General features: G+C 58.5%; 16 protein-coding genes and 1 tRNA gene. 5 read left to right on the forward strand and 12 right to left on the reverse strand.

Annotated elements, in window-relative coordinates; genetic code table 11:
• Positions 1–96: 96 nt before the first annotated feature.
• Positions 97–927 carry an oxidoreductase gene (locus ACSFE6_RS23485; protein ID WP_435429821.1) on the reverse strand — a complete coding sequence of 277 codons (831 nt, stop codon included), beginning with the start codon at positions 925–927 and terminating at the stop codon, positions 97–99.
• Positions 928–1,057: 130 nt separating this feature from the next.
• Between ACSFE6_RS23485 and ACSFE6_RS23490 the strand changes: the two genes are divergently transcribed.
• The gene (locus ACSFE6_RS23490) at positions 1,058–1,963 is read left to right on the forward strand and encodes a LysR family transcriptional regulator (RefSeq protein ID WP_435429822.1); all 906 of its coding nucleotides are present in this window, start codon (positions 1,058–1,060) and stop codon (positions 1,961–1,963) included.
• A 119-nt stretch (positions 1,964–2,082) separates the two neighbouring features.
• On the opposite strand, the gene ACSFE6_RS23495 is transcribed toward ACSFE6_RS23490, so the two are convergent.
• Positions 2,083–2,796, reverse strand: coding sequence for a cysteine hydrolase family protein (locus ACSFE6_RS23495; protein WP_435429823.1), 714 nt, complete (start codon positions 2,794–2,796; stop codon positions 2,083–2,085).
• Between the two features lie 164 nt (positions 2,797–2,960).
• Between ACSFE6_RS23495 and ACSFE6_RS23500 the strand changes: the two genes are divergently transcribed.
• Both ACSFE6_RS23500 and ACSFE6_RS23505 read left to right on the forward strand, forming a co-directional pair.
• On the forward strand, positions 2,961–3,851 hold the full coding sequence (locus ACSFE6_RS23500; RefSeq protein ID WP_435429824.1) for an AraC family transcriptional regulator: 891 nt from the start codon (positions 2,961–2,963) through the stop codon (positions 3,849–3,851).
• A 21-nt stretch (positions 3,852–3,872) separates the two neighbouring features.
• Positions 3,873–4,199: an NIPSNAP family protein gene (locus tag ACSFE6_RS23505; RefSeq protein ID WP_435429825.1), complete on the forward strand. Its 327-nt coding sequence runs from the start codon at positions 3,873–3,875 to the stop codon at positions 4,197–4,199.
• A 38-nt stretch (positions 4,200–4,237) separates the two neighbouring features.
• Here ACSFE6_RS23505 and ACSFE6_RS23510 read toward each other — a convergent pair whose 3' ends face one another.
• Both ACSFE6_RS23510 and ACSFE6_RS23515 read right to left on the reverse strand, forming a co-directional pair.
• Positions 4,238–5,188: a 1-aminocyclopropane-1-carboxylate deaminase/D-cysteine desulfhydrase gene (locus ACSFE6_RS23510; RefSeq protein WP_435429843.1), complete on the reverse strand. Its 951-nt coding sequence runs from the start codon at positions 5,186–5,188 to the stop codon at positions 4,238–4,240.
• Positions 5,189–5,332: 144 nt separating this feature from the next.
• Positions 5,333–7,372: an FAD-dependent oxidoreductase gene (locus ACSFE6_RS23515; protein ID WP_435429826.1), complete on the reverse strand. Its 2,040-nt coding sequence runs from the start codon at positions 7,370–7,372 to the stop codon at positions 5,333–5,335.
• Between the two features lie 207 nt (positions 7,373–7,579).
• Here ACSFE6_RS23515 and ACSFE6_RS23520 point away from each other — a divergent pair, with 207 nt between their 5' ends.
• Entirely contained in the window at positions 7,580–8,710 is a 1,131-nt protein-coding gene (locus tag ACSFE6_RS23520; protein ID WP_435429827.1) for a nitrilase-related carbon-nitrogen hydrolase, read from the forward strand.
• A gap of 3 nt (positions 8,711–8,713) precedes the next feature.
• On the forward strand, positions 8,714–9,754 hold the full coding sequence (locus ACSFE6_RS23525) for an AraC family transcriptional regulator (protein WP_435429828.1): 1,041 nt from the start codon (positions 8,714–8,716) through the stop codon (positions 9,752–9,754).
• 341 nt (positions 9,755–10,095) lie between these two features.
• Here ACSFE6_RS23525 and ACSFE6_RS23530 read toward each other — a convergent pair whose 3' ends face one another.
• The 8 genes from ACSFE6_RS23530 to tig all read right to left on the reverse strand — a co-directional run bounded on the left by ACSFE6_RS23530 (position 10,096) and on the right by tig (position 19,657).
• On the reverse strand, positions 10,096–10,938 hold the full coding sequence (locus ACSFE6_RS23530; RefSeq protein WP_435429829.1) for a DUF2242 domain-containing protein: 843 nt from the start codon (positions 10,936–10,938) through the stop codon (positions 10,096–10,098).
• 200 nt (positions 10,939–11,138) lie between these two features.
• Positions 11,139–13,010, reverse strand: a complete 1,872-nt coding sequence (locus tag ACSFE6_RS23535; protein ID WP_435429830.1) for a SurA N-terminal domain-containing protein — start codon at positions 13,008–13,010, stop codon at positions 11,139–11,141.
• Positions 13,011–13,112: 102 nt separating this feature from the next.
• Positions 13,113–13,190, reverse strand: a tRNA-Leu gene (locus tag ACSFE6_RS23540).
• A 53-nt stretch (positions 13,191–13,243) separates the two neighbouring features.
• Positions 13,244–13,516, reverse strand: coding sequence for an HU family DNA-binding protein (locus ACSFE6_RS23545; RefSeq protein ID WP_002552737.1), 273 nt, complete (start codon positions 13,514–13,516; stop codon positions 13,244–13,246).
• Between the two features lie 149 nt (positions 13,517–13,665).
• Positions 13,666–16,062, reverse strand: a complete 2,397-nt coding sequence (gene lon / locus ACSFE6_RS23550) for an endopeptidase La (RefSeq protein ID WP_435429831.1) — start codon at positions 16,060–16,062, stop codon at positions 13,666–13,668.
• A 160-nt stretch (positions 16,063–16,222) separates the two neighbouring features.
• Entirely contained in the window at positions 16,223–17,506 is a 1,284-nt protein-coding gene (gene clpX, locus ACSFE6_RS23555; protein WP_435429832.1) for an ATP-dependent Clp protease ATP-binding subunit ClpX, read from the reverse strand.
• A 112-nt stretch (positions 17,507–17,618) separates the two neighbouring features.
• Positions 17,619–18,254 (reverse strand): ATP-dependent Clp endopeptidase proteolytic subunit ClpP, encoded by a 636-nt coding sequence (clpP, locus tag ACSFE6_RS23560; RefSeq protein WP_175379453.1) that lies wholly within the window; start codon positions 18,252–18,254, stop codon positions 17,619–17,621.
• A 92-nt stretch (positions 18,255–18,346) separates the two neighbouring features.
• Positions 18,347–19,657 (reverse strand): trigger factor, encoded by a 1,311-nt coding sequence (tig, locus tag ACSFE6_RS23565; protein WP_435429833.1) that lies wholly within the window; start codon positions 19,655–19,657, stop codon positions 18,347–18,349.
• Positions 19,658–19,695: the final 38 nt, after the last annotated feature.

Raw genomic sequence — 19,695 nt, forward strand, 5'->3', positions numbered from 1 at the left:
GCTCGCGAATGCGGACTATCAGTCGACATCATCGGTGACTGACACTCCGTCTTCGCGAGCAGGCTCGCTCCCACTGTAGGTTCGATGGGTTAAGGTTTAGTCCTTGAAGTCAGTGGACAACGCCAGTTCGTTCCATTCGGCCAGTTCCTTGGCAACGAAGCGGTTCTTCGCTTCGATTCGCGCGATGGTGTCGCTGCCCAGCGCCAGGCGTTGTGGCGGCTTCGGCGCGTTGACCAGAGCCAGCATGGCTTCGGCGAATTTCACCGGATCCCCCGGCTGGGCGTGGTTGGCAGACTCGGCGTATTTACGCATCGCGCCCACCGTCTCGTCGTAGTCCGGCAACTCCAGTGCGGTCTTCACCAGCGATTGCTCATCGAGGAAGTCGGTGCGGAAGAAGCCCGGCTCCACCACCGTGGCATGGATGCCCAGCGGCGCCAGTTCCTGATGCAGCGCCTCGGTGATGCCTTCGACTGCAAACTTGGTGGAACCGTAGACGCCCCAGCCCATGTAGGCCTGGTAGCCGCCGATGGAAGAAATGTTGATCACGTGCCCGGAGCGCTGGCGACGCATGTGCGGCAGCACCGCGCGGGTCACGTTGAGTACGCCGAAAACGTTGGTGGCGAACAGTCGCTCGGTCTCGCTGGCGCTGGTTTCTTCCACCGCGCCCAACACGCCGAACCCGGCATTGTTGATCAGCACGTCGATGCGTCCGAAACGCTTGATGCCTTCGGCAACCGCCTGATGCGCTTCCTCCTCGCGGGTCACGTCCAGACGCACCGCCAGCAGGTTGGGATGGTCGCCCAGTTTGGCAATGACGTCTTCGGGTTTACGAGCCGTGGCAATCACCGCGTCGCCGGCACGCAGAGCCTGTTCTGCGATCAGAGTGCCAAAACCACGGGAAGCGCCAGTAATGAGCCAAGTACGCATATCAACTCCTCCTGTCATAGACCCGAGCGTGATTGCCGGGCCTTCTTGATGAGTTGACGCCACTTTAGAACTCCACTACTGATGTGATAACCCCAGCAATTTTGCATGGCTTTGTGAAAGGCATTCATAAATGAAAGCACCTTCGGCGCCTGATCTTTCGATGTTTCTGTGCGTGGCCAGTCACCTGAATTTCAGCCGGGCGGCGGTCGAACTCGGTGTGACACCATCGGCGCTCAGCCATGCGGTACGCACTTTGGAGAATCGCCTCGGTGTCAGGTTGTTCAACCGCACCACCCGCAGCGTGGGGCTGACCGAAGCCGGAGAGCGTCTGCTCAGCCGGCTACGGCCTGCGTTTCGCGACATCGACGACGCCCTGGAAGACCTCAACAGCTTTCGCGACAAACCGTCTGGCAACCTGCGCATCACCGCCGGTCGCCAGGCCGCGGAGCTGGTGTTGCTACCGCTGGCCAGCCGATTTCTGGAAGCCTACCCGGACGTGAAACTGGAGATCGTGGCCGACGATGGCCTGGTGGATGTGGTCGCCGCCGGTTTCGATGCTGGCGTGCGCTTCGGGGCTCGGCTGGAGGCTGACATGGTGTCCCTGCCCATTGGCGCCTACATGCGCTCGGTGGTAGTGGCCTCACCCGCGTTCTTTGACCGGCACCCGGCTCCGCAGAAACCCGAGGACCTGCATGGCCTGCCGTGCATCCGCCATCGATTCCCCAGCGGCGCACTGTATCGCTGGGAGTTCGAGCGTGGTGGCATTGCCGAGGAAATCGAAGTCGACGGCCCGCTGACCCTGGGCGACGTCAGCCTGATGGTCGGTCCGGCGCTGCAGGGCGTCGGTATCGCCTACATCTTCGAGGACATGGTCAAGGCGCAAGTGGCCGATGGGAGCCTGATACAAGTGCTGGGCGACTGGTGCCCGTACTACCCAGGACTGCACCTCTATTACCCTAGCCGTCGCCATGTGCCGGCAACGCTCAAGGCCTTCATCGAGTTCGCCCGTGCTGCCCGGGAGGACAGCCCTCGATAACGGCGGCTACACATTTGTGTGGGAGCGAGCCTGCTCGCGAAGGCTGAGTGTCAGGCAACAATGTTGTCGGCTGATACACCGCTTTCGCGAGCAGGCTCGCTCCCACAAGGTCGCGGCGATCAGGCGTTGAGATAATCCACGGTTTGCGCCGTGGTCCACAGGGCGTTGGCGATGTAGCGGTAGTTGATCAGCGCCGCCAGGTAACCATCGCCTTCCGGAGTAGTCGGGCCGGCGGTGGCGTCGCGGACCACGGCCACTTCGAAGCCCTGCTCCAGCAGTTCACGCAGGTGCGACTCGACACAGAGATTGGCCGCCATGCCCGCCAGAATGATCTGCGACACGCCTTTCTTGCGCAGTTGCAGGGCCAGGTCGTTGGTTTCCGGGCCGTACACCTTGTGCGGCGAGGCAATGATGGTTTTGCCGTCGAGAATGTACGGTTTGAACTCGGGCATGAAATCAGCACCGGAGTTTTCGAAACCGTCGAGGGTCAGCGGCCCCTTGCGATCGAACATGCAGATGCTGTGCATGACCTTTTCCAGCGGCCCGCCGAACTGCCATTCGTGATCGCACGGATAGTAGTAATGCGGGGAAACGGCGACAGTAATGCCCGCGCCTTTGGCCGCGGCGAACAACTGTCCCAGGTGATTGACCACGTCGTGTTCGACGATGCTCTTGCCGAACACCCCCCAGCTCACGCCCTCGGGACTGAGGAAGTCGATCTGCGGATCGATGACCACCAGCGCGGTGCGGGACAGGTCGAGTTTCATGCCCGGGTCCGGCAGCGCGGGTTCTGTCGGGTCGGCGTACGGGGTGCGAATCGGATCGTTGCTCATCAGGTGGACTCCGGTGCAGGGAAAGAAAATCGCGCAGAAATATCGCTCTGTGCCGTGGCACCCGCCAGGCGCGTTGATTACCATCGGCGACAGCTGCATCCTACGGTCGCGCCCTGCCCCGCTTTTGCCAGGACGTGCAGAGTCTTTACCCGGGCGTCTCCAACATGGATATCCTTTCCGAATTCTTTGAACGCACGCACCTGCAGGGCCGGCTGTTCTTCGCCGGTCCCATGGATGGCACGCTGGTACTCGACAAGCCGCCGGGCATGGCGTTTATCCATGTGATCAGTCGCGGCGGTATCGACATGGTGCAGCCGGGGTTACCGAAAATTTCCATCAGCGAACCCAGTGTGCTGTTTTGTCCCAGCAGCTGCCGTTATCAGCTGCGTTCCAGCTCCCCGGATGGCGCCGAGCTGGTCTGCGCCTCGTTCCGCTTCGGACGAAACTCCCTGCAACCCTTCCCCCTCGGGCTCAAGGAAACCCTGGTGTTCCCGTTCCGGCAACTGGACAACCTCGTCCCTCTGCTCGGCACCCTGATCGATGAATTCCAGAACCAGGCCCCCGGTCGGACCAAGGCATTGAACCTGCTGCTCGAATATCTCTTTGTGCGGCTCGTGCGGCGTTCGGTGATCGAGGGCAAGATCGCCAGTGGCCTGCTCTATGCCCTGCAGGACGGGCGACTGGCGACGGTGTTCAACCGGATTCATCAGGAACCGGAAGCACTATGGACCGTGGAAAAAATGGCTCAATGGGCAAACATGTCCCGGTCGAAATTCTCGGCGTGCTTCACCCGGATCATGGAGATTTCACCCATGGGCTACGTCACCACCTGGCGCATGAAACTGGCCCAGGACCTGTTGCGTGAAGGTGTGCAGATCAAGGTGATTGCGGCGTCGGTGGGCTACAGCTCTCAGGCGTCGTTCTCGCGAACTTTCCTCAACGTGGTGGGCTGCCCACCGGCCGAATGGCTCAAGCGCGATACCAGTGGTGAAGAGCCACCGCCGATTACCGCTCGCGTGCAGCGCGACCCGCCCGATGATTCAACCACCCAGTAACCCTGTCAGAGAGAACAACAGATGGTCACCTGCTACCTGAAATATGTACTCGATCCGTACAAACTCGACGCATTCGAGCATTACGGAAAGCTGTGGATTCCCCTGGTGGAAAAATTCGGCGGCCAGCATCACGGTTACTTCCTGCCGTCCGAGGGCGCCAACAACATCGCCCTGGCGATGTTCACCTTCCCCAGCCTCGCGGCTTACGACACTTACCGGCAACAATCGATGAACGACCCGGAGTGCATTGCCGCATTCAAGTATGCGGAAGAAACCCGCTGTATCCTCAGCTATGAGCGCAGTTTCTTCCGACCGGTCTTTGGGGAGTCAAAAACGCAACCGATGTGAAGTTAGATTGAGGTACTGCAGTGGCGGGTTTCGCTGGGCTAATGTAACGCTTCGGGAAGTCTTGATCCCCTGTGTGCGAGCCCTCGCCGCCCCTGCAAACCGCCGGTATGCACGAAGACCAGCCGCGTGCCTGGGGCAAACCGCCCCGCTTCGACTTGATGCTTGAGCGCCAGCAGCGCCTTGCCGGTATACAGAGGCTCCAACGCCATGCCCGTGGCTTGCTCAGTCTGATCGATGAATTCGAGCAGCAGCGGATCAACCTTCGCAAAGCCGCCACGGCTGGCGTCGAACAGTCCATAAATCAGGCCTGTGACACCTGCCTCTTGCAAGATCTGCTCTACCTGCTGCGCCACACCATGATCGTCGGGCACCGCCAACGCGCCGTAAACCGGATGCTCACCCGCTTCGGCCAGCACCAAGCCGGACAGTGTTGTGCCGGTCCCACAGGCCAGCCACCATCCGTCGTAGTCGCTCCACGCAAGACCGTTCAGTTGCTCGTTGACCATGGTCTTCAGTTGCAGGCAACCCACTGCTCCCTGCAAACCGCCGCCACCTTCCGGGACCGTAAACAGATCGGGATACTGCGCCAACCATGGCTCCCAGAATCCCGGTGCGTGCCGCGCGCGATAGCCGCCATAACCCAACCAATGCAGCTGCATGCCAAACGCCTGCAAGTCTTTTACCGTCGGCGTTTCCTGGGGATGTCCACGCAACAGCCCGACCGTGGCAAACCCAAACCGTTTTCCGGCAGCCGCCAACGCATGCAGGTGATTGGAGTGAGCGCCGCCCAGGCTGATGATGCCTTTGGCGCCGGCCTGGTCAGCCGCCCTGAGGTGCTCGATCAACTTGAACCATTTGTTGCCACTGATCAGTGGGTCGATGAGGTCCAGGCGCAGGACGGCGACTTCGATGCCAGCGGTTTTGAGCCAGTCGAGGTGAAGACGTTCGAGGGGGGCTTTGGGTAGCCAATCGGAAGGAGGGAGCAACATTGGCGCCTGATCGAGCTCATGAAGAGCCAGCATTCTAGTCGCTCACAGGCCGCCTTCGCGAGCAGGCTCACTCCCACAAGGATCGCGCTATACCTGTAGAAGCGAGCCTGCTCGCGATGGCCATTGGCAAGTTGGGCCTGTGGATTACAACTCAGCCGCCAACCGCGATCCCTGATTGATCGCCCGCTTGGCATCCAGCTCTGCCGCGACATCCGCGCCACCGATCAGATGCACATTCTGCCCCGCTGCCACCAAACCGTCCTGCAACTCGCGCAGCGGATCCTGCCCGGCGCAGATCACGATGTTGTCCACTGGCAGCACTTGCGGTTCGCCGGTTTCGCCAATACGAATGTGCAGGCCATCGTCGTCAATCTTTAGGTACTCGACGCTGTTGAGCATCTGCACCTGTTTGTTCTTGAGGCCCGTGCGGTGAATCCAGCCTGTGGTCTTGCCCAGGCCATCGCCGACCTTGGATTTCTTGCGTTGCAGCAGGAACACTTCACGGGCCGGTGCATGGGGTGCCGCCTTGATTCCGGCGACACCGCCGCGCGCTTCCAGGTGCGTATCAATGCCCCATTCTTTCCAGAACTCCTCGCGGTTCAGGCTGGTGGCCTGACCCTGATGAACCAGGAACTCCGAGACGTCGAAACCGATACCGCCAGCACCGATCACCGCGACGCGCTTGCCCACCGGTTTGCGCTCCAGCAGCACGTCCAGGTAGCTCAACACCTTGGCATGCCCGACACCGGGAATGGCCGGCACTCGCGGCGCAATACCAGTGGCCAGGATAATCTCGTCGTAACCGCCCTCGACCAGACTGGCCACATCCACGCGGGTATTGAGGCACAGCTCGACGTTAGTGGTTTGCAGTTTGCGACCGAAATATCGCAAGGTTTCATAGAACTCTTCCTTGCCCGGCACACGCTTGGCAACATTGAACTGGCCGCCAATTTCGCTGGCCGAATCAAACAGCGTCACCTGATGACCACGCTCGGCAGCCACCGTCGCGGCGGACAAACCGGCAGGGCCGGCACCGACCACGGCGATTTTCTTGAGCTGTTGCACGGGCAGATAGTTGAGTTCGGTTTCGTGGCAGGCCCGCGGGTTCACCAGGCAGCTGGTCAACTTGCCGCCGAAGGTGTGATCCAGGCATGCCTGGTTGCAACCGATGCAGGTGTTGATTTCGTCGGCGCGGCCCTCAGCGGCCTTGTTGACGAAGTCCGGGTCGGCGAGGAACGGTCGTGCCATGGAGACCATGTCGGCATCGCCTTCCGCCAGAATCTGCTCGGCGACTTCCGGGGTGTTGATGCGGTTGGTGGTGATCAGCGGAATGCTCACCTCGCCGCGCAGCTTGGCCGTGACCTTGCTGAACGCCGCACGCGGCACCTTGGTGGCGATGGTTGGAATCCGCGCTTCGTGCCAGCCGATACCGGTGTTAATGATGGTCGCCCCGGCCTGCTCGATAGCCTTGGCCAACTGCACGATTTCGTCCCAGGTGCTGCCGCCTTCCACCAGATCGAGCATGGACAGACGGAAAATAATGATGAAGTTAGGACCAACCGCTTCACGCACCCGACGGACGATTTCCACCGGCAGGCGCATACGGTTTTCGTAGCTGCCACCCCAACGATCGGTGCGGTGGTTAGTGTGGGCAGCGAGGAACTGGTTAATGAAATAACCTTCCGAGCCCATGATTTCGACGCCGTCATACTCGGCCTGTTGCGCCAGGGTCGAGCAGGTGACGAAATCGCGGATCTGTTTCTCGATGCCTTCCTCGTCCAGCTCTTTCGGTTTGAACGGGTTGATCGGTGCCTGGATGGCACTTGGGGCAACCTGTTTCGGGCTATAGGCGTACCGGCCGGCGTGAAGGATCTGCATGCAGATCTTGCCGCCTGCCTCATGCACCGCGCGGGTCACGATCTGGTGCTTGAGCGCTTCTTCCTCGGTGGTCAGCTTGGCCGCGCCGGAGTACACGCCGCCTTCGTCGTTCGGGCCAATACCGCCGGTGACCATCAGGCCGACACCGCCACGGGCACGCTCGGCGAAATACGCTGCCATGCGTTCAAAGCCACCGGGCTTTTCCTCAAGACCGGTGTGCATCGAGCCCATCAGGGTGCGGTTGCGCAACGTGGTAAATCCCAGGTCCAGCGGGGCCAACAGGTGCGGGTAATGAGCGGCGGTCATCGGTAACTCCACAACGAGCGATCACGGAAAAATGCGGGCGCTCTCCGGCGCCCCTCAGTCATGTGTTACAGACTATGAGCACTCCCTAGGACGCTCAATGACCGTAAATGACAACTTAATGATCAAAATGTGCAGCAGCCCTTGGCAAGCGTCGACATGGGCCATACCCTAGACATCGAACCCGCACACGGCGTTGACTGTTTCCCCATGCGCAAATTTCTGTACCTGACCTTCTCCATGGCGTTGATCGCTGCCCTGACGACCTACGCGATGTGGGCGGCAGACCGCCCGGCGGGTCATTACCTTTCGGACCTGCGGATCGATCTCGCGATCGATCAAGGCACCCCCGCCGATCGTGGCAACCTGCTGGGCATCCAGCCCGAGCTGTTCCCCACCGATTATCAAAGTCCCGAGCGCTTGCACCGCAAACTCGCGGCTTATCTGCAGAAGGCCCAGGCACAAGGCTTGTTGAACGAAAAAACCATCGTTGTGCTGCCTGAGCATGTCGGCACCTGGTTGATGGTCAGCGGTGAAAAGGATGAGTTGTACCAGGCAACCACCCTCAAGGAAGCCATGAACTGGCTGGCGGTGAGCAACCCACTGAAGTTCATCCGTGCATTGATTAGCGCCGAGAGTGGCAGCCGCCTCGATGACGCCCACCTGCGCATGAAAGCCAAAGGCATGGCCAAGGATTACCAGGCCTTGTTCGGCGGACTGGCAAAGGAATTTCGCGTGACCCTGGTGGCGGGCTCCATCGTCCTGCCCGAACCCAGCATCATCGACGGAAACCTGAAAATCGGTCGCGGCGCACTGTTCAACACCAGCGTTGTGTTCGGCCGAGACGGGGTGCCGATCGGCCAGCCCCAACGGCAAATGCACCCGGTGTTCGAACAGCAGGACGCGATCAAGGCCAATGGCGAGCACACGCTCAATGTCGTCGATACTCCGGCCGGGCGACTGGGTGTGCTGATCGGTAGCGATAGCTGGTACCCGGACAACTACCACAAGCTCGACGAGTTGCAGGCACGGATCGTTGCGGTCCCGGCGTTCGTCTCTGGCCGGGGTACCTGGGATCAACCATGGCGTGGCTATGTGGGGTCGTCGACACCGGGCTCCGTCAGCCTCAAGGCCGGAGAGCTCAGCGAAGGCCAGGCCTGGCATCGCCTGACCCTGACCACTCAACCCCCTTCCGGCCAAGCGATTGCCGGCATGAGCGTATTCTTGCGTGGGCAGTTCTGGGACCAAGGCAGTGCCGGCCAGAGTTTTCTCAGCAGCAACGGTCAGCACTTCGCCGACGGCAATGCCCGCGGCGCGCGCCTGCTGAACCTGTGGTTGTAAGCCATGAAACCGCTACCGATGCGTCTCGGCGATCTCACGGTGGGTATCGTTCACAGCCTGGCCGATGCCGTGCGCAGCCATGGTGCAGACCCCCAGCCCCTGCTTGAGCAGTACGGCCTCGATGCCGCCCGGCTGAGCGAAGCCGGCGCCCGGCTTTCCATTCCGCGCTACATGCGCCTGGGACACAGTGCCATTCAGTTGACCGACAACCCGGGGTTTGGCTTGCGGATGGGCCAGTTCAGTCGCCTGAGCCAGGTCGGCCTGGCCGGCGTCACGGCGGCCCAGGCGCCGACGGTACGCGAGGCGGCACGCTGCCTGATTCGTTACGAAGCCTTGTATGGTTCCAACTATCGCGGTCAATCGAGCTTTCACGAAGACCCTCAAGGAGCCTGGCTGCGTTTTTACTCCATCAGCCCTTACAACAGCTATAACCGTTTCGTGGTGGATTCGATCCTCTCCGGCTGGTTACAGCAATTGTCCAGCGTGAGTCCTGCCCCGCTGCACGCCGAACGCATCGAAATCGAGTTCGAAGCACCCGACTATCAAGCCGCCTACAACGTGCTGGGGGACTGCCCGATTCAGTTTGGTGCCGAGCACAATCAACTGCGCCTGAGCCTTGCCAGCCTCGCACAACGCAACCCGGAGCATTGCCCGAGTACCTGGCGCCTTCTGCTGACGTTGTGTGAACGGGAACTGGAGCAACTGACACGCACCCGCAGCCTGCGTGAACGCATCACTCAGTTGCTCGGACCATTGCTCAATGGTGGCCGGGAACCCGACCTGGAAGAGGTGGCTACGCGTTTGAAGCTGCCTATTTGGACTTTGCGCCGCAAACTGGCCGAAGAAGGCACGCAGTTTCGCGCCATTCTCAACGACACCCGTCGTGATCTGGCCATGACATACATTCGCGATACTGAACTGGCATTCGGAGAAATCGCTTACCTGCTGGGCTTCGCCTCAGCCGAAGCGTTTCAACGTGCCTTCAAACGCTGGACGGCTCAGACGCCTGGCGAGTTTCGCCGAAGTCATCGCCAATCCGCCTGACGCTTACAACTCGGTAGCGTCTTCCGCAGGTTCCGGCGGATCCAGTTCGAATGCCTGATATTCGAGCAGTTCTTCTTGATAGTCGTCCATATTCAAATCCCCCACAGCTCATCGCAAACGTCTGAATAAATGACCAGCGCCTTGAGCATAAAGTGCCCGAATGAAAGAAAAATGACGCGGACACGACACTTCGTCGCTACAAGATAAAACGTAGCAGGCGGTCAGGAATTTATCACAGGATTTTTTCGACACAGGTCGCCGGACTGCGGTCTGTTTGATGCGGATCAATCTTTGCCGCGGTTACAGGACCGGTGCGGTTTCGCCCGGTCCCGTGGCACCGATCACTGGCCAGTGATCGGCATCGCCTGGATCGGCTCGGAAGGTGGCGGGATGTCGCTCGGGTTGGACGGTGGCGTGATCGTTTCCGTGACTGGCATCGGCTCGGCACTCGGGGTCGCGGTGATCGGTGCGACGTCAGGCGGCGGAGCTACCGGTTCGGACGCTGCCGGAGTGGCTTCGGCCGGTGTCGTTGTCGCTTGCGCAGCCGGGGCCGGTTCTGTCGCCGGTTGTGGGGCCAACGGAGCCGACGCGGCCTTAGGCTCAGGCATACCCAGATCGGTTTTCGGTTTATCGGTGATATGTGCCGCTGCTTTTGCTTCCTTGGGCAGGAAAAGCTCGACCAGGGCGAAGAAACGCTCGTAGAACTTGGCGGATGTCACGGTTTCGCTCGCGACCTTGACCATTGAGTCGTCCGACGAGCCGATTGGCATCGAGACCGAACCCAACACGCCTACCCCGAGGCTGGCGGAGTTGTTGGTTTTCTTCAGTGCGTACTTGTCCTGCAAGGCATTGGCGAACACCGTAGCGTGTTGTCCAGCGGTGCCGTCGTCGGCACAGACCACACTGAAACTGATTTCCATGTGGTTCTCGCCAGTCTGCTGGAAGCTCTTGTGCCCGCTGACAAGCTTCGGATCACTGCTGGTGATGATATAGCCCTGGCTCAGCAAGGCCCGACGCGCAGCTTCGCAGCTCTGCGCGTCGGTCACAGGGTAATTGCGGGAAAACGTTCCGGAGTCGTCGAAGTTCTCATGCTCATAGATGGCGGCTTTCTTCGACGAGCACCCGGCCGCTGCGGCCAGCACCAGCGCCAGCCCGGCAACACGCATCGGAAATGATTTAAACATTGAACATCCTGAGGAAACCGGTTCGGGGCGTATTGTGCAACAAATCGATGCTTAGCGTCGCACCGATTGTGTCTTAAAACAGTTACAGGAGTGTTGACTCCGATATTTGCCAAAAGTCCCACACGCCTGTCAGTGCAGCTCAACAAAAAACCCCGGCCTTTCGACCGGGGTTCTTGTATAACGCAGCACTTAGCCTGACATCAGAAACGCTTGATGTCCGCCTGGCTTTCCAGCTGTTTGCGGTAAGCAGCGAAGTCCTGCTGACCAACGCGCGAAGCGAGGAAGCGACGGTACTGAGCCTTCTCTTCTTCGGTCGGCGCTGCAGCTTCGTTGACGCCATTCAGACGCACGATCATCAGGCTGCCATCAGACAGGGTCACGCTGGTGAACGTCGGCTTGTCCTTGGCAACAGGTTTGGGCATGCGGAACAGTGCTTGCAGGACGGTTGGATCAACCCCTTCCTGAGCACGGGTCGCCGCTTCGGTCACTTTCCAGTTCTGACCATCGACCGCCTTGTCCAGCGCAGTCTTGCCATCGCGCAGGCTGGCAATCAGCTCATCAGCCTTGGTCTTGGCAGCAGCACTGGCGTGCTCCTTGGCCAGTTGCACGCGAATAGGACCAGCCACGCCTTCCAGCGGCAATTGCGCAGGCTTGAGGTGCTCCTTGGCGCGCAACACGATCACGGTTTCCGGATCAAGCTCGATGGCGGTGCTGTTGGCACCCTCATCAAGCACTTCCGGGCTGAACGCGGCGGTGATCACGGCACGGTTGGCTGTAACGCCCTCACCACCTTCACGACCGAACGGCTTGGAGGTGTGAACGGTCAGCTTCAGGTCCTGTGCCGGCTGGGCCAGATCGGAAGCTTCGAACGACGCGTCTTCCAGTTGCTTGGTGGCTTCGACAAAACGCTGCTCAACCTGCTGGGCTTTCAGCTCGCGGGTCAGCTTGTCTTTCAGGCTGGCGAACGTCGGCACTTCAGGCGCTTCCACACCCAGCAGCTTGATCAGGTGGAAACCGAAATCGGTGCGAACCGGCTCGGAAACCTGATCCTTGGCCAGCGAATACAGGGCTTTTTCGAACGCAGGATCGTAGACGCCAGGACCTGCATAACCCAGGTCGCCGCCATTGTTCGCCGACCCCGGATCCTGGGAGAACTCCTTGGCCAGGGCTTCGAACTTCTCGCCTTTGGCCAGACGGGCCTGGACATCGTCGATCTTGGCCTTGGCTTGCGCCTCAGTGGTCTTGTCGTTCACTTCGATCAGAATGTGCGCGGCCCGGCGTTGCTCGGACAGATTCGCGATTTCTTTCTGATACGCCGCTTGCAGGTCTTCGTCCTTGACGCCGACCTGATCAAAGAAGGAAGCCTTTTTCAGCTCCAGGTAATCGATGACCACCTGATCCGGCGTCATGAACTCCTTGGCGTGCTCGTCGTAGTAGGCCTTGACTTCATCATCGGTCAGCTTGACCGCAGCCGGGTCAGCCTTGATGTTCAGGGAAGCGAAATCACGGGTCTGCTTTTCCAGACGGGCGAAGGCTTGAACCTGTGTATCGGTGACGAAACCGCTGCCCGCCAGACCGGCGCGCAGCTGGCCGATCAGCATTTCCTGCGCCAGCATCTGGCGGAATTGCATACGGCTGTAACCGAGTTGACGAATAACCTGATCGAAACGCTCAGGACTGAACTTGCCATCCACCTGGAACTCAGGCGTTTGCAGGATGACCTGATCCAGAGCCGCTTCGGAGAAAGCGAATTTCGAGTTTTCGGCGCCCTGCAGCAGCAGCTTACGATCGATCAGACCTTTGAGGGCCGATTCGCGCAGCATCTTTTCGTCGAGCAAGGATGCATCGAAATCCTTGCCCAGCTGTTGCATGAGTTGACGGCGTTGCATATCGACCGCCTGGCTCAGCTCGTTCTGGCTGATTTCTTCACCATTGACCTTCGCCGCCTCATTTTTGTGCGTCGCGGCCTGAAAAATGGCGTCGAAACCGGTCAAAGCCATCAGTACTACGATGACCCCGATAATGGTCTTGGCAATCCAGCCTTGTGAATTGTCCCTGATGTTCTGCAGCATGCGTCCCCCATAAACGGTTGAACTTCAAAATTAGGCAACCGTGGAGCGTGGGTAGAATCCGGATAGAAGAAAGGCGCATCCGAGGATGCGCCTTCTCGTAACTGGCGGAGCGGACCGATGACTCGAACTTGCGAGCCTCGGTGTCTCGGACCGGCGACCTGCCGACTGGACTACCGCTCCGCTGCCAGGTCAGGCATGACCCCGACCCGGATAGGCAAAAACCTGAATCGAACTTAGTTGACAGCTTCTTTCAGTGCTTTACCGGCTTTGAAACCTGGTTTTTTGGCTGCTGCGATTTCCAGTGTCTTACCGGTCTGTGGGTTACGACCAATGCGAGCTGGACGATCAGTTACGGAGAAGGTGCCGAAACCAACCAGAACAACAGAGTCGCCAGCCTTGAGAGCGCCAGTGACGGATTCGATTACAGCGTCCAGCGCACGGCCAGCAGCAGCTTTCGGGATATCAGCGGATGCAGCGATAGCATCAATCAGTTCCGACTTGTTCACTCTAAGTCCCCTTATATCTATTTGAGTATGATTCTAAGTTTTTTTGGTGAAAGCAAAAACGAGTGCTGAATGGCCTACAGACACTTAAGAGCCGCTTTATAACAAGGGCTCTAAAAAGCTGTCAAGAAAGCCCCCCAGGCAAATACGTACTAATGCGTGCTAATTCTTTCCTTAGAATCGGACTCGCGTTTTTCATCCTTCGCGACAATCTCTGGAGCCACATCCGGCAAGGGCTCCGGCGCGTATTGCAGCGCAATTTGCAGGACCTCGTCAATCCATTTAACCGGTTTAATCTGGAGATCTTGCTTGATATTGTCAGGAATCTCCTTCAAATCGCGAACATTCTCTTCGGGAATGATCACAGTCTTGATTCCACCCCGGTGAGCCGCGAGCAGTTTTTCTTTCAAACCACCGATCGCCAATACCTGACCACGCAAGGTAATTTCACCGGTCATCGCCACATCCGCACGCACTGGAATGCTGGTCAGGGCCGATACCAGCGCCGTGCACATGCCTACGCCTGCGCTAGGGCCGTCCTTCGGCGTCGCCCCTTCCGGCATGTGGATATGGGTGTCGCGCTTCTCGTGGAAGTCCAGGGGGATCCCCAGGCTCTTCGCGCGGCTACGCACCACGGTCAAGGCTGCGGTGATCGATTCGACCATCACATCACCCAAGGAACCCGTCTTGATCAACTGCCCTTTGCCCGGCACCACAGCGGCTTCGATGGTCAGCAATTCGCCGCCCACCTGAGTCCAGGCCAACCCGGTCACCTGACCGATCTGGTCCTGCTGCTCGGCCAGGCCATAACGGAATTTACGCACGCCCAGGAAGTGTTCCAGCGCGTCTGCCGTGACCTTCACCGAGAAGCGTTTTTCCAGCGCATGCTCTTTGACCGCCTTGCGGCAAACCTTGGCAATCTGGCGCTCCAGGCCACGCACACCAGCCTCGCGGGTGTAGTAGCGGATGATGTCGCGGATCGCGTCCTCGTCGAATTCCAGCTCGCCTTTTTTCAAGCCGTTGGCCTGAATCTGCTTGGGCGAAAGGTATTTGACGGCGATGTTGATCTTCTCGTCTTCGGTGTAGCCCGGCAGACGAATCACTTCCATCCGATCCAGCAACGCCGGCGGAATGTTCATGGAGTTCGAGGTGCACAGGAACATCACATCCGACAGGTCGTAATCGACTTCCAGATAGTGATCGTTGAAGTTGTGGTTCTGCTCGGGATCGAGCACTTCCAGCAACGCCGAGGCCGGATCGCCACGCATGTCGCTGCCCATTTTGTCGATTTCATCGAGCAGGAACAGCGGGTTGCGGACGCCCACCTTTGTCATTTTTTGAATCAATCTTCCTGGCATCGACCCGATGTAAGTACGGCGATGGCCACGGATTTCCGCTTCATCGCGCACACCGCCGAGGGCCATACGCACGAATTTGCGGTTGGTGGCGTGGGCGATCGACTCTGCCAGAGAGGTTTTACCCACCCCAGGAGGACCTACCAGGCACAACACGGGACCACGAATTTTCTTCACGCGCTTTTGCACGGCGAGGTATTCGAGAATCCGCTCTTTGACTTCTTCCAGACCGTAGTGGTCGGCATCGAGGATGTCTTCGGCACGCGCCAGATCCAGACGAACCTTGCTCTGAGCCTTCCACGGCACCTGAACCAGCCAGTCGATGTACGAACGCACCACGGTTGCTTCCGCGGACATTGGCGACATTTGCTTGAGCTTGTTCAACTCGGCCTGGGCCTTGGCCAGCGCGTCTTTTGGCAGACCAGCAGCATCGATACGCTTTTTCAGCTCCTCGATTTCGTTATGGCCTTCGTCGCTGTCGCCGAGTTCTTTCTGGATGGCCTTCATCTGCTCATTCAGGTAGTACTCGCGCTGACTGCGCTCCATTTGCTTTTTGACGCGACCGCGAATGCGTTTTTCAACTTGCAGCAGATCGATTTCGGCATCCAGCAACGCCAGAACGTGCTCGACCCGTGCCGACAGATCGATAATTTCGAGGATTTCCTGCTTCTGCTCGATTTTCAGGGCCATGTGTGCGGCCATGGTATCGACCAGGCGTCCGGGCTCGTCGATGCTGTTGAGCGACGACAGGACCTCGGCGGGAACTTTCTTGCCCAACTGCACATATTGTTCGAACTGGGACAGCAGGCTGCGAACGAACACTTCCGACTCGCGCTCAGGCGCGTCGACCTCATCGATCAACGAGACTTCGGCACGGCAATGGCCGTCCACTTCGCTGAAGCGCTCCACGGCGCCCCGCTGCTCGCCTTCGACCAGAACCTTGACCGTGCCGTCAGGCAGCTTCAGCAGCTGCAGGACGGTCGCTATCGTACCTACGCGATAAAGTGCATCTTCACCGGGATCGTCGTCAGCAGGGTTTCTCTGAGCCAGCAGAAGGATCTGCTTATCGCCCGTCATCGCTGCCTCGAGGGCTTCGATGGATTTCTCGCGTCCCACGAACAGCGGGATAACCATGTGCGGATAAACCACGACATCACGCAATGGCAGGAGAGGCAATTCGATGGTTGTCTTCATGATTTCGCCTCTACGGCGGCCACAAGGCCGGAAACAGATGGAAGTAAGCTTGAAACCAAGATGGGGGCAGCCTTCAAAAAAAACAAGCACAAAGACTGTGTAAAACATGCAAAAAGCAAAGGGGCCCGAAGGCCCCTTCTTTGTACCGGCTGCGTGACGCTTAGGCGTCTGGCGCGGCCTTGGCAGCCGGCTCACTGTTTTCATAGATAAACAGTGGCTTGGACTTGCCTTCTATAACGCTTTCGTCGATCACTACTTTACTCACCTCGGATTGCGAGGGGATTTCATACATAGTGTCGAGCAATACACCTTCAAGAATGGAACGCAGCCCACGAGCACCGGTTTTACGCTCCAGCGCGCGCTTGGCAACTGCCTTCAGCGCGTCGGCGCGGAATTCCAGATCCACATCTTCCATCTCGAACAGCTTGGCGTACTGCTTGGTCAGTGCGTTTTTCGGCTCGGTGAGAATCTGCATCAGCGCAGCCTCATCCAGCTCATCCAGCGTTGCCAGGACCGGCAGGCGACCAACGAATTCCGGGATCAGACCGAACTTGACCAGGTCATCAGGCTCGACTTCACGCAGGGACTCACCGACTTTCTTGCCTTCTTCCTTGCTGCGAACTTCCGCACTGAAACCAATGCCACCCTTGGTGGAACGGTTCTGAATGACCTTTTCCAGGCCGGAGAACGCACCACCACAGATGAACAGGATGTTACGGGTATCAACCTGAAGGAACTCCTGCTGCGGATGCTTGCGACCACCTTGAGGCGGAACGGAAGCGACCGTGCCTTCGATCAGCTTGAGCAGGGCCTGCTGCACGCCTTCACCGGAAACGTCCCGGGTGATTGACGGGTTGTCAGACTTGCGAGAGATCTTGTCGATCTCATCGATGTAGACAATGCCCATCTGAGCCTTTTCCACGTCGTAATCGCACTTCTGCAACAGCTTCTGAATGATGTTCTCGACATCTTCACCCACGTAACCCGCCTCGGTGAGGGTGGTTGCGTCGGCGATGGTGAACGGAACGTTCAGCAAGCGGGCCAGTGTTTCGGCAAGCAGGGTTTTGCCCGAGCCTGTCGGGCCGATCAGCAGGATGTTGCTCTTGCCGAGCTCGACGTCATCATTCTTTTTGTCACGCTGGTTCAGACGCTTGTAGTGGTTGTACACCGCTACGGCCAGAACCTTTTTCGCACGCTCCTGACCAATCACATACTGATCAAGGATGCCGCTGATTTCTTTGGGCGAAGGCAATTTATGCGCATTGCTCTCGGCCTGGGCTTCCTGCACCTCCTCACGGATGATGTCATTGCACAGGTCGACGCACTCGTCGCAGATAAAGACCGAGGGGCCGGCAATCAATTTGCGTACTTCATGCTGGCTTTTGCCACAGAAGGAGCAATAGAGCAGCTTGCCGTTGTCCTCGCCGTTGCGGGTGTCAGTCATTCGTTCGATCCAAATCCGATAGGCTTGCAACACAAGATGAAGGCTATTGCGGGCTTTTTCAAGCCCGCTGGTGATCGGACCAGCCGACCAGCCTTATTTTGAGCTGCTTATTTTAAGCGGGGCGCTGGGTGATCACTTCATCGATCAGACCATAATCACGGGCGGCGGTAGCACTCATGAAGTTATCGCGATTGGTATCGCGCTCGATTTCTTCGAGGGTGCGACCACTGTGCTGTGCCATCAGCGTGTTGAGACGCTCACGGATGAACAGGATTTCCTTGGCATGGATTTCGATATCCGAAGCCTGGCCCTGGAAACCACCCAGAGGCTGGTGAATCATCACGCGAGAGTTCGGCAGGCAGAAACGCTTGCCAGGTGCACCGGCCGTCAGCAGGAATGCACCCATGCTGCACGCCTGGCCGATACAGGTGGTCGACACATTTGGCTTGATGAACTGCATGGTGTCATAGATCGACATGCCCGCCGTCACCGAACCGCCCGGGGAATTGATATAGAGATGGATGTCCTTGTCCGGGTTTTCCGCTTCAAGGAACAGCAATTGCGCACAGATCAGGTTGGCCATGTAGTCCTCTACCGGCCCCACCAGAAAGATCACCCGCTCCTTGAGAAGACGCGAGTAAATGTCATAGGCGCGCTCGCCACGAGCAGACTGCTCGACAACCATCGGGACCAGGCCGCCTGCGGCCTGGATATCAGAGTTCTGCTGAATATAAGAATTACGGAACATGCTCTGCAGTCACTCCCAAAAGTTATGTCTTGAATACGCATAAGCCAGCTCGAAGGCTGGCTTATGGTGTGTACTTCTAACGCAAAAACAATTTAGTCGGCTTGTGGAGCTTCCACCGGCTTGACCGCTTCTTCGTAAGAGACCGATTTGTCGGTCACGCTAGCTTTCTGCAGAACAGTATCCACAACTTGCTCTTCCAGCACAACCGAACGGACTTCGTTCAGTTGCTGGTCGTTTTTGTAGTACCAGGACACAACTTGCTCAGGCTCTTGGTAAGCGGAAGCCATTTCCTGAATCATTTCGCGAACGCGAGCTTCGTCAGGCTTCAAGTCGAATTGCTTGACCACTTCAGCCACGATCAGACCCAGCACAACGCGACGCTTGGCCTGCTCTTCGAACAGTTCAGCCGGCAGTTGGTCAGGCTTGATGTTGCCACCGAACTGCTGAACGGCCTGCACGCGCAGACGGTCAACTTCGTTGGACAGCAGAGCTTTTGGCACTTCGATCGGGTTGGTGGCCAGCAGACCATCCATTACCTGATTCTTGACCTTGGACTTGATAGCCTGACGCAGCTCGCGCTCCATGTTCTTGCGAACTTCGGCGCGGAAGCCTTCCAGACCGGTTTCCTTGATGCCGAATTGAGCGAAGAACTCTTCGTTCAGCTCTGGCAGTTTTGGTTCGGAAACACTGTTCACGGTCACGGTGAACTCAGCGGTTTTGCCAGCCAGGTCCAGGTTCTGATAGTCCTCAGGGAAGGTCAGGTTCAGAACGCGCTCTTCGCCTGCCTTGGCGCCAACCAGGCCGTCTTCGAAGCCAGGGATCATGCGGCCGGAACCCAGAACCAGCTGAGTACCTTTGGCGGAACCGCCAGCGAACACTTCGCCGTCAACCTTGCCAACGAAATCGATGTTCAGCTGGTCTTCGTTCTGAGCGGCGCGATCGGCCACTTCGAAACGGGTGTTCTGCTTGCGCAGGATGTCCAGCATCTTGTCCAGATCGGCATCTTCAACATTGGCGCTCAGGCGCTCTACGTTGATACCGTCGAAACCGGCAACGGTGAACTCAGGGAACACTTCGAATACGGCAACGTATTCCAGGTCCTTGCCAGCTTCGAGCGACTTAGGCTCGATCGACGGCGAACCAGCCGGGTTCAGCTTCTGCTCAACCACAGCTTCGTAGAAGGAGGACTGGATCACGTCGCCAATAGCTTCCTGGCGCGCATCGGCACCGAAACGGCGCTTGATTTCGCTCATTGGCACTTTGCCTGGACGGAAGCCAGCAATCTTGGCCTTTTGGGCAGTCTGCTGCAGACGCTTGTTGACCTGAGTCTCGATGCGCTCGGCCGGCACGGTGATGCTCATGCGGCGCTCAAGAGCAGTAGTATTTTCAACAGAAACTTGCATGGATATTCCTCGTTGCACAGACGTTAGCCGGCCGTTTC

Origin of the sequence: Pseudomonas baetica, assembly GCF_051216495.1 — a bacterium.
In the GTDB taxonomy this organism is placed as follows: Bacteria; Pseudomonadota; Gammaproteobacteria; order Pseudomonadales; family Pseudomonadaceae; genus Aquipseudomonas; species Aquipseudomonas baetica_B.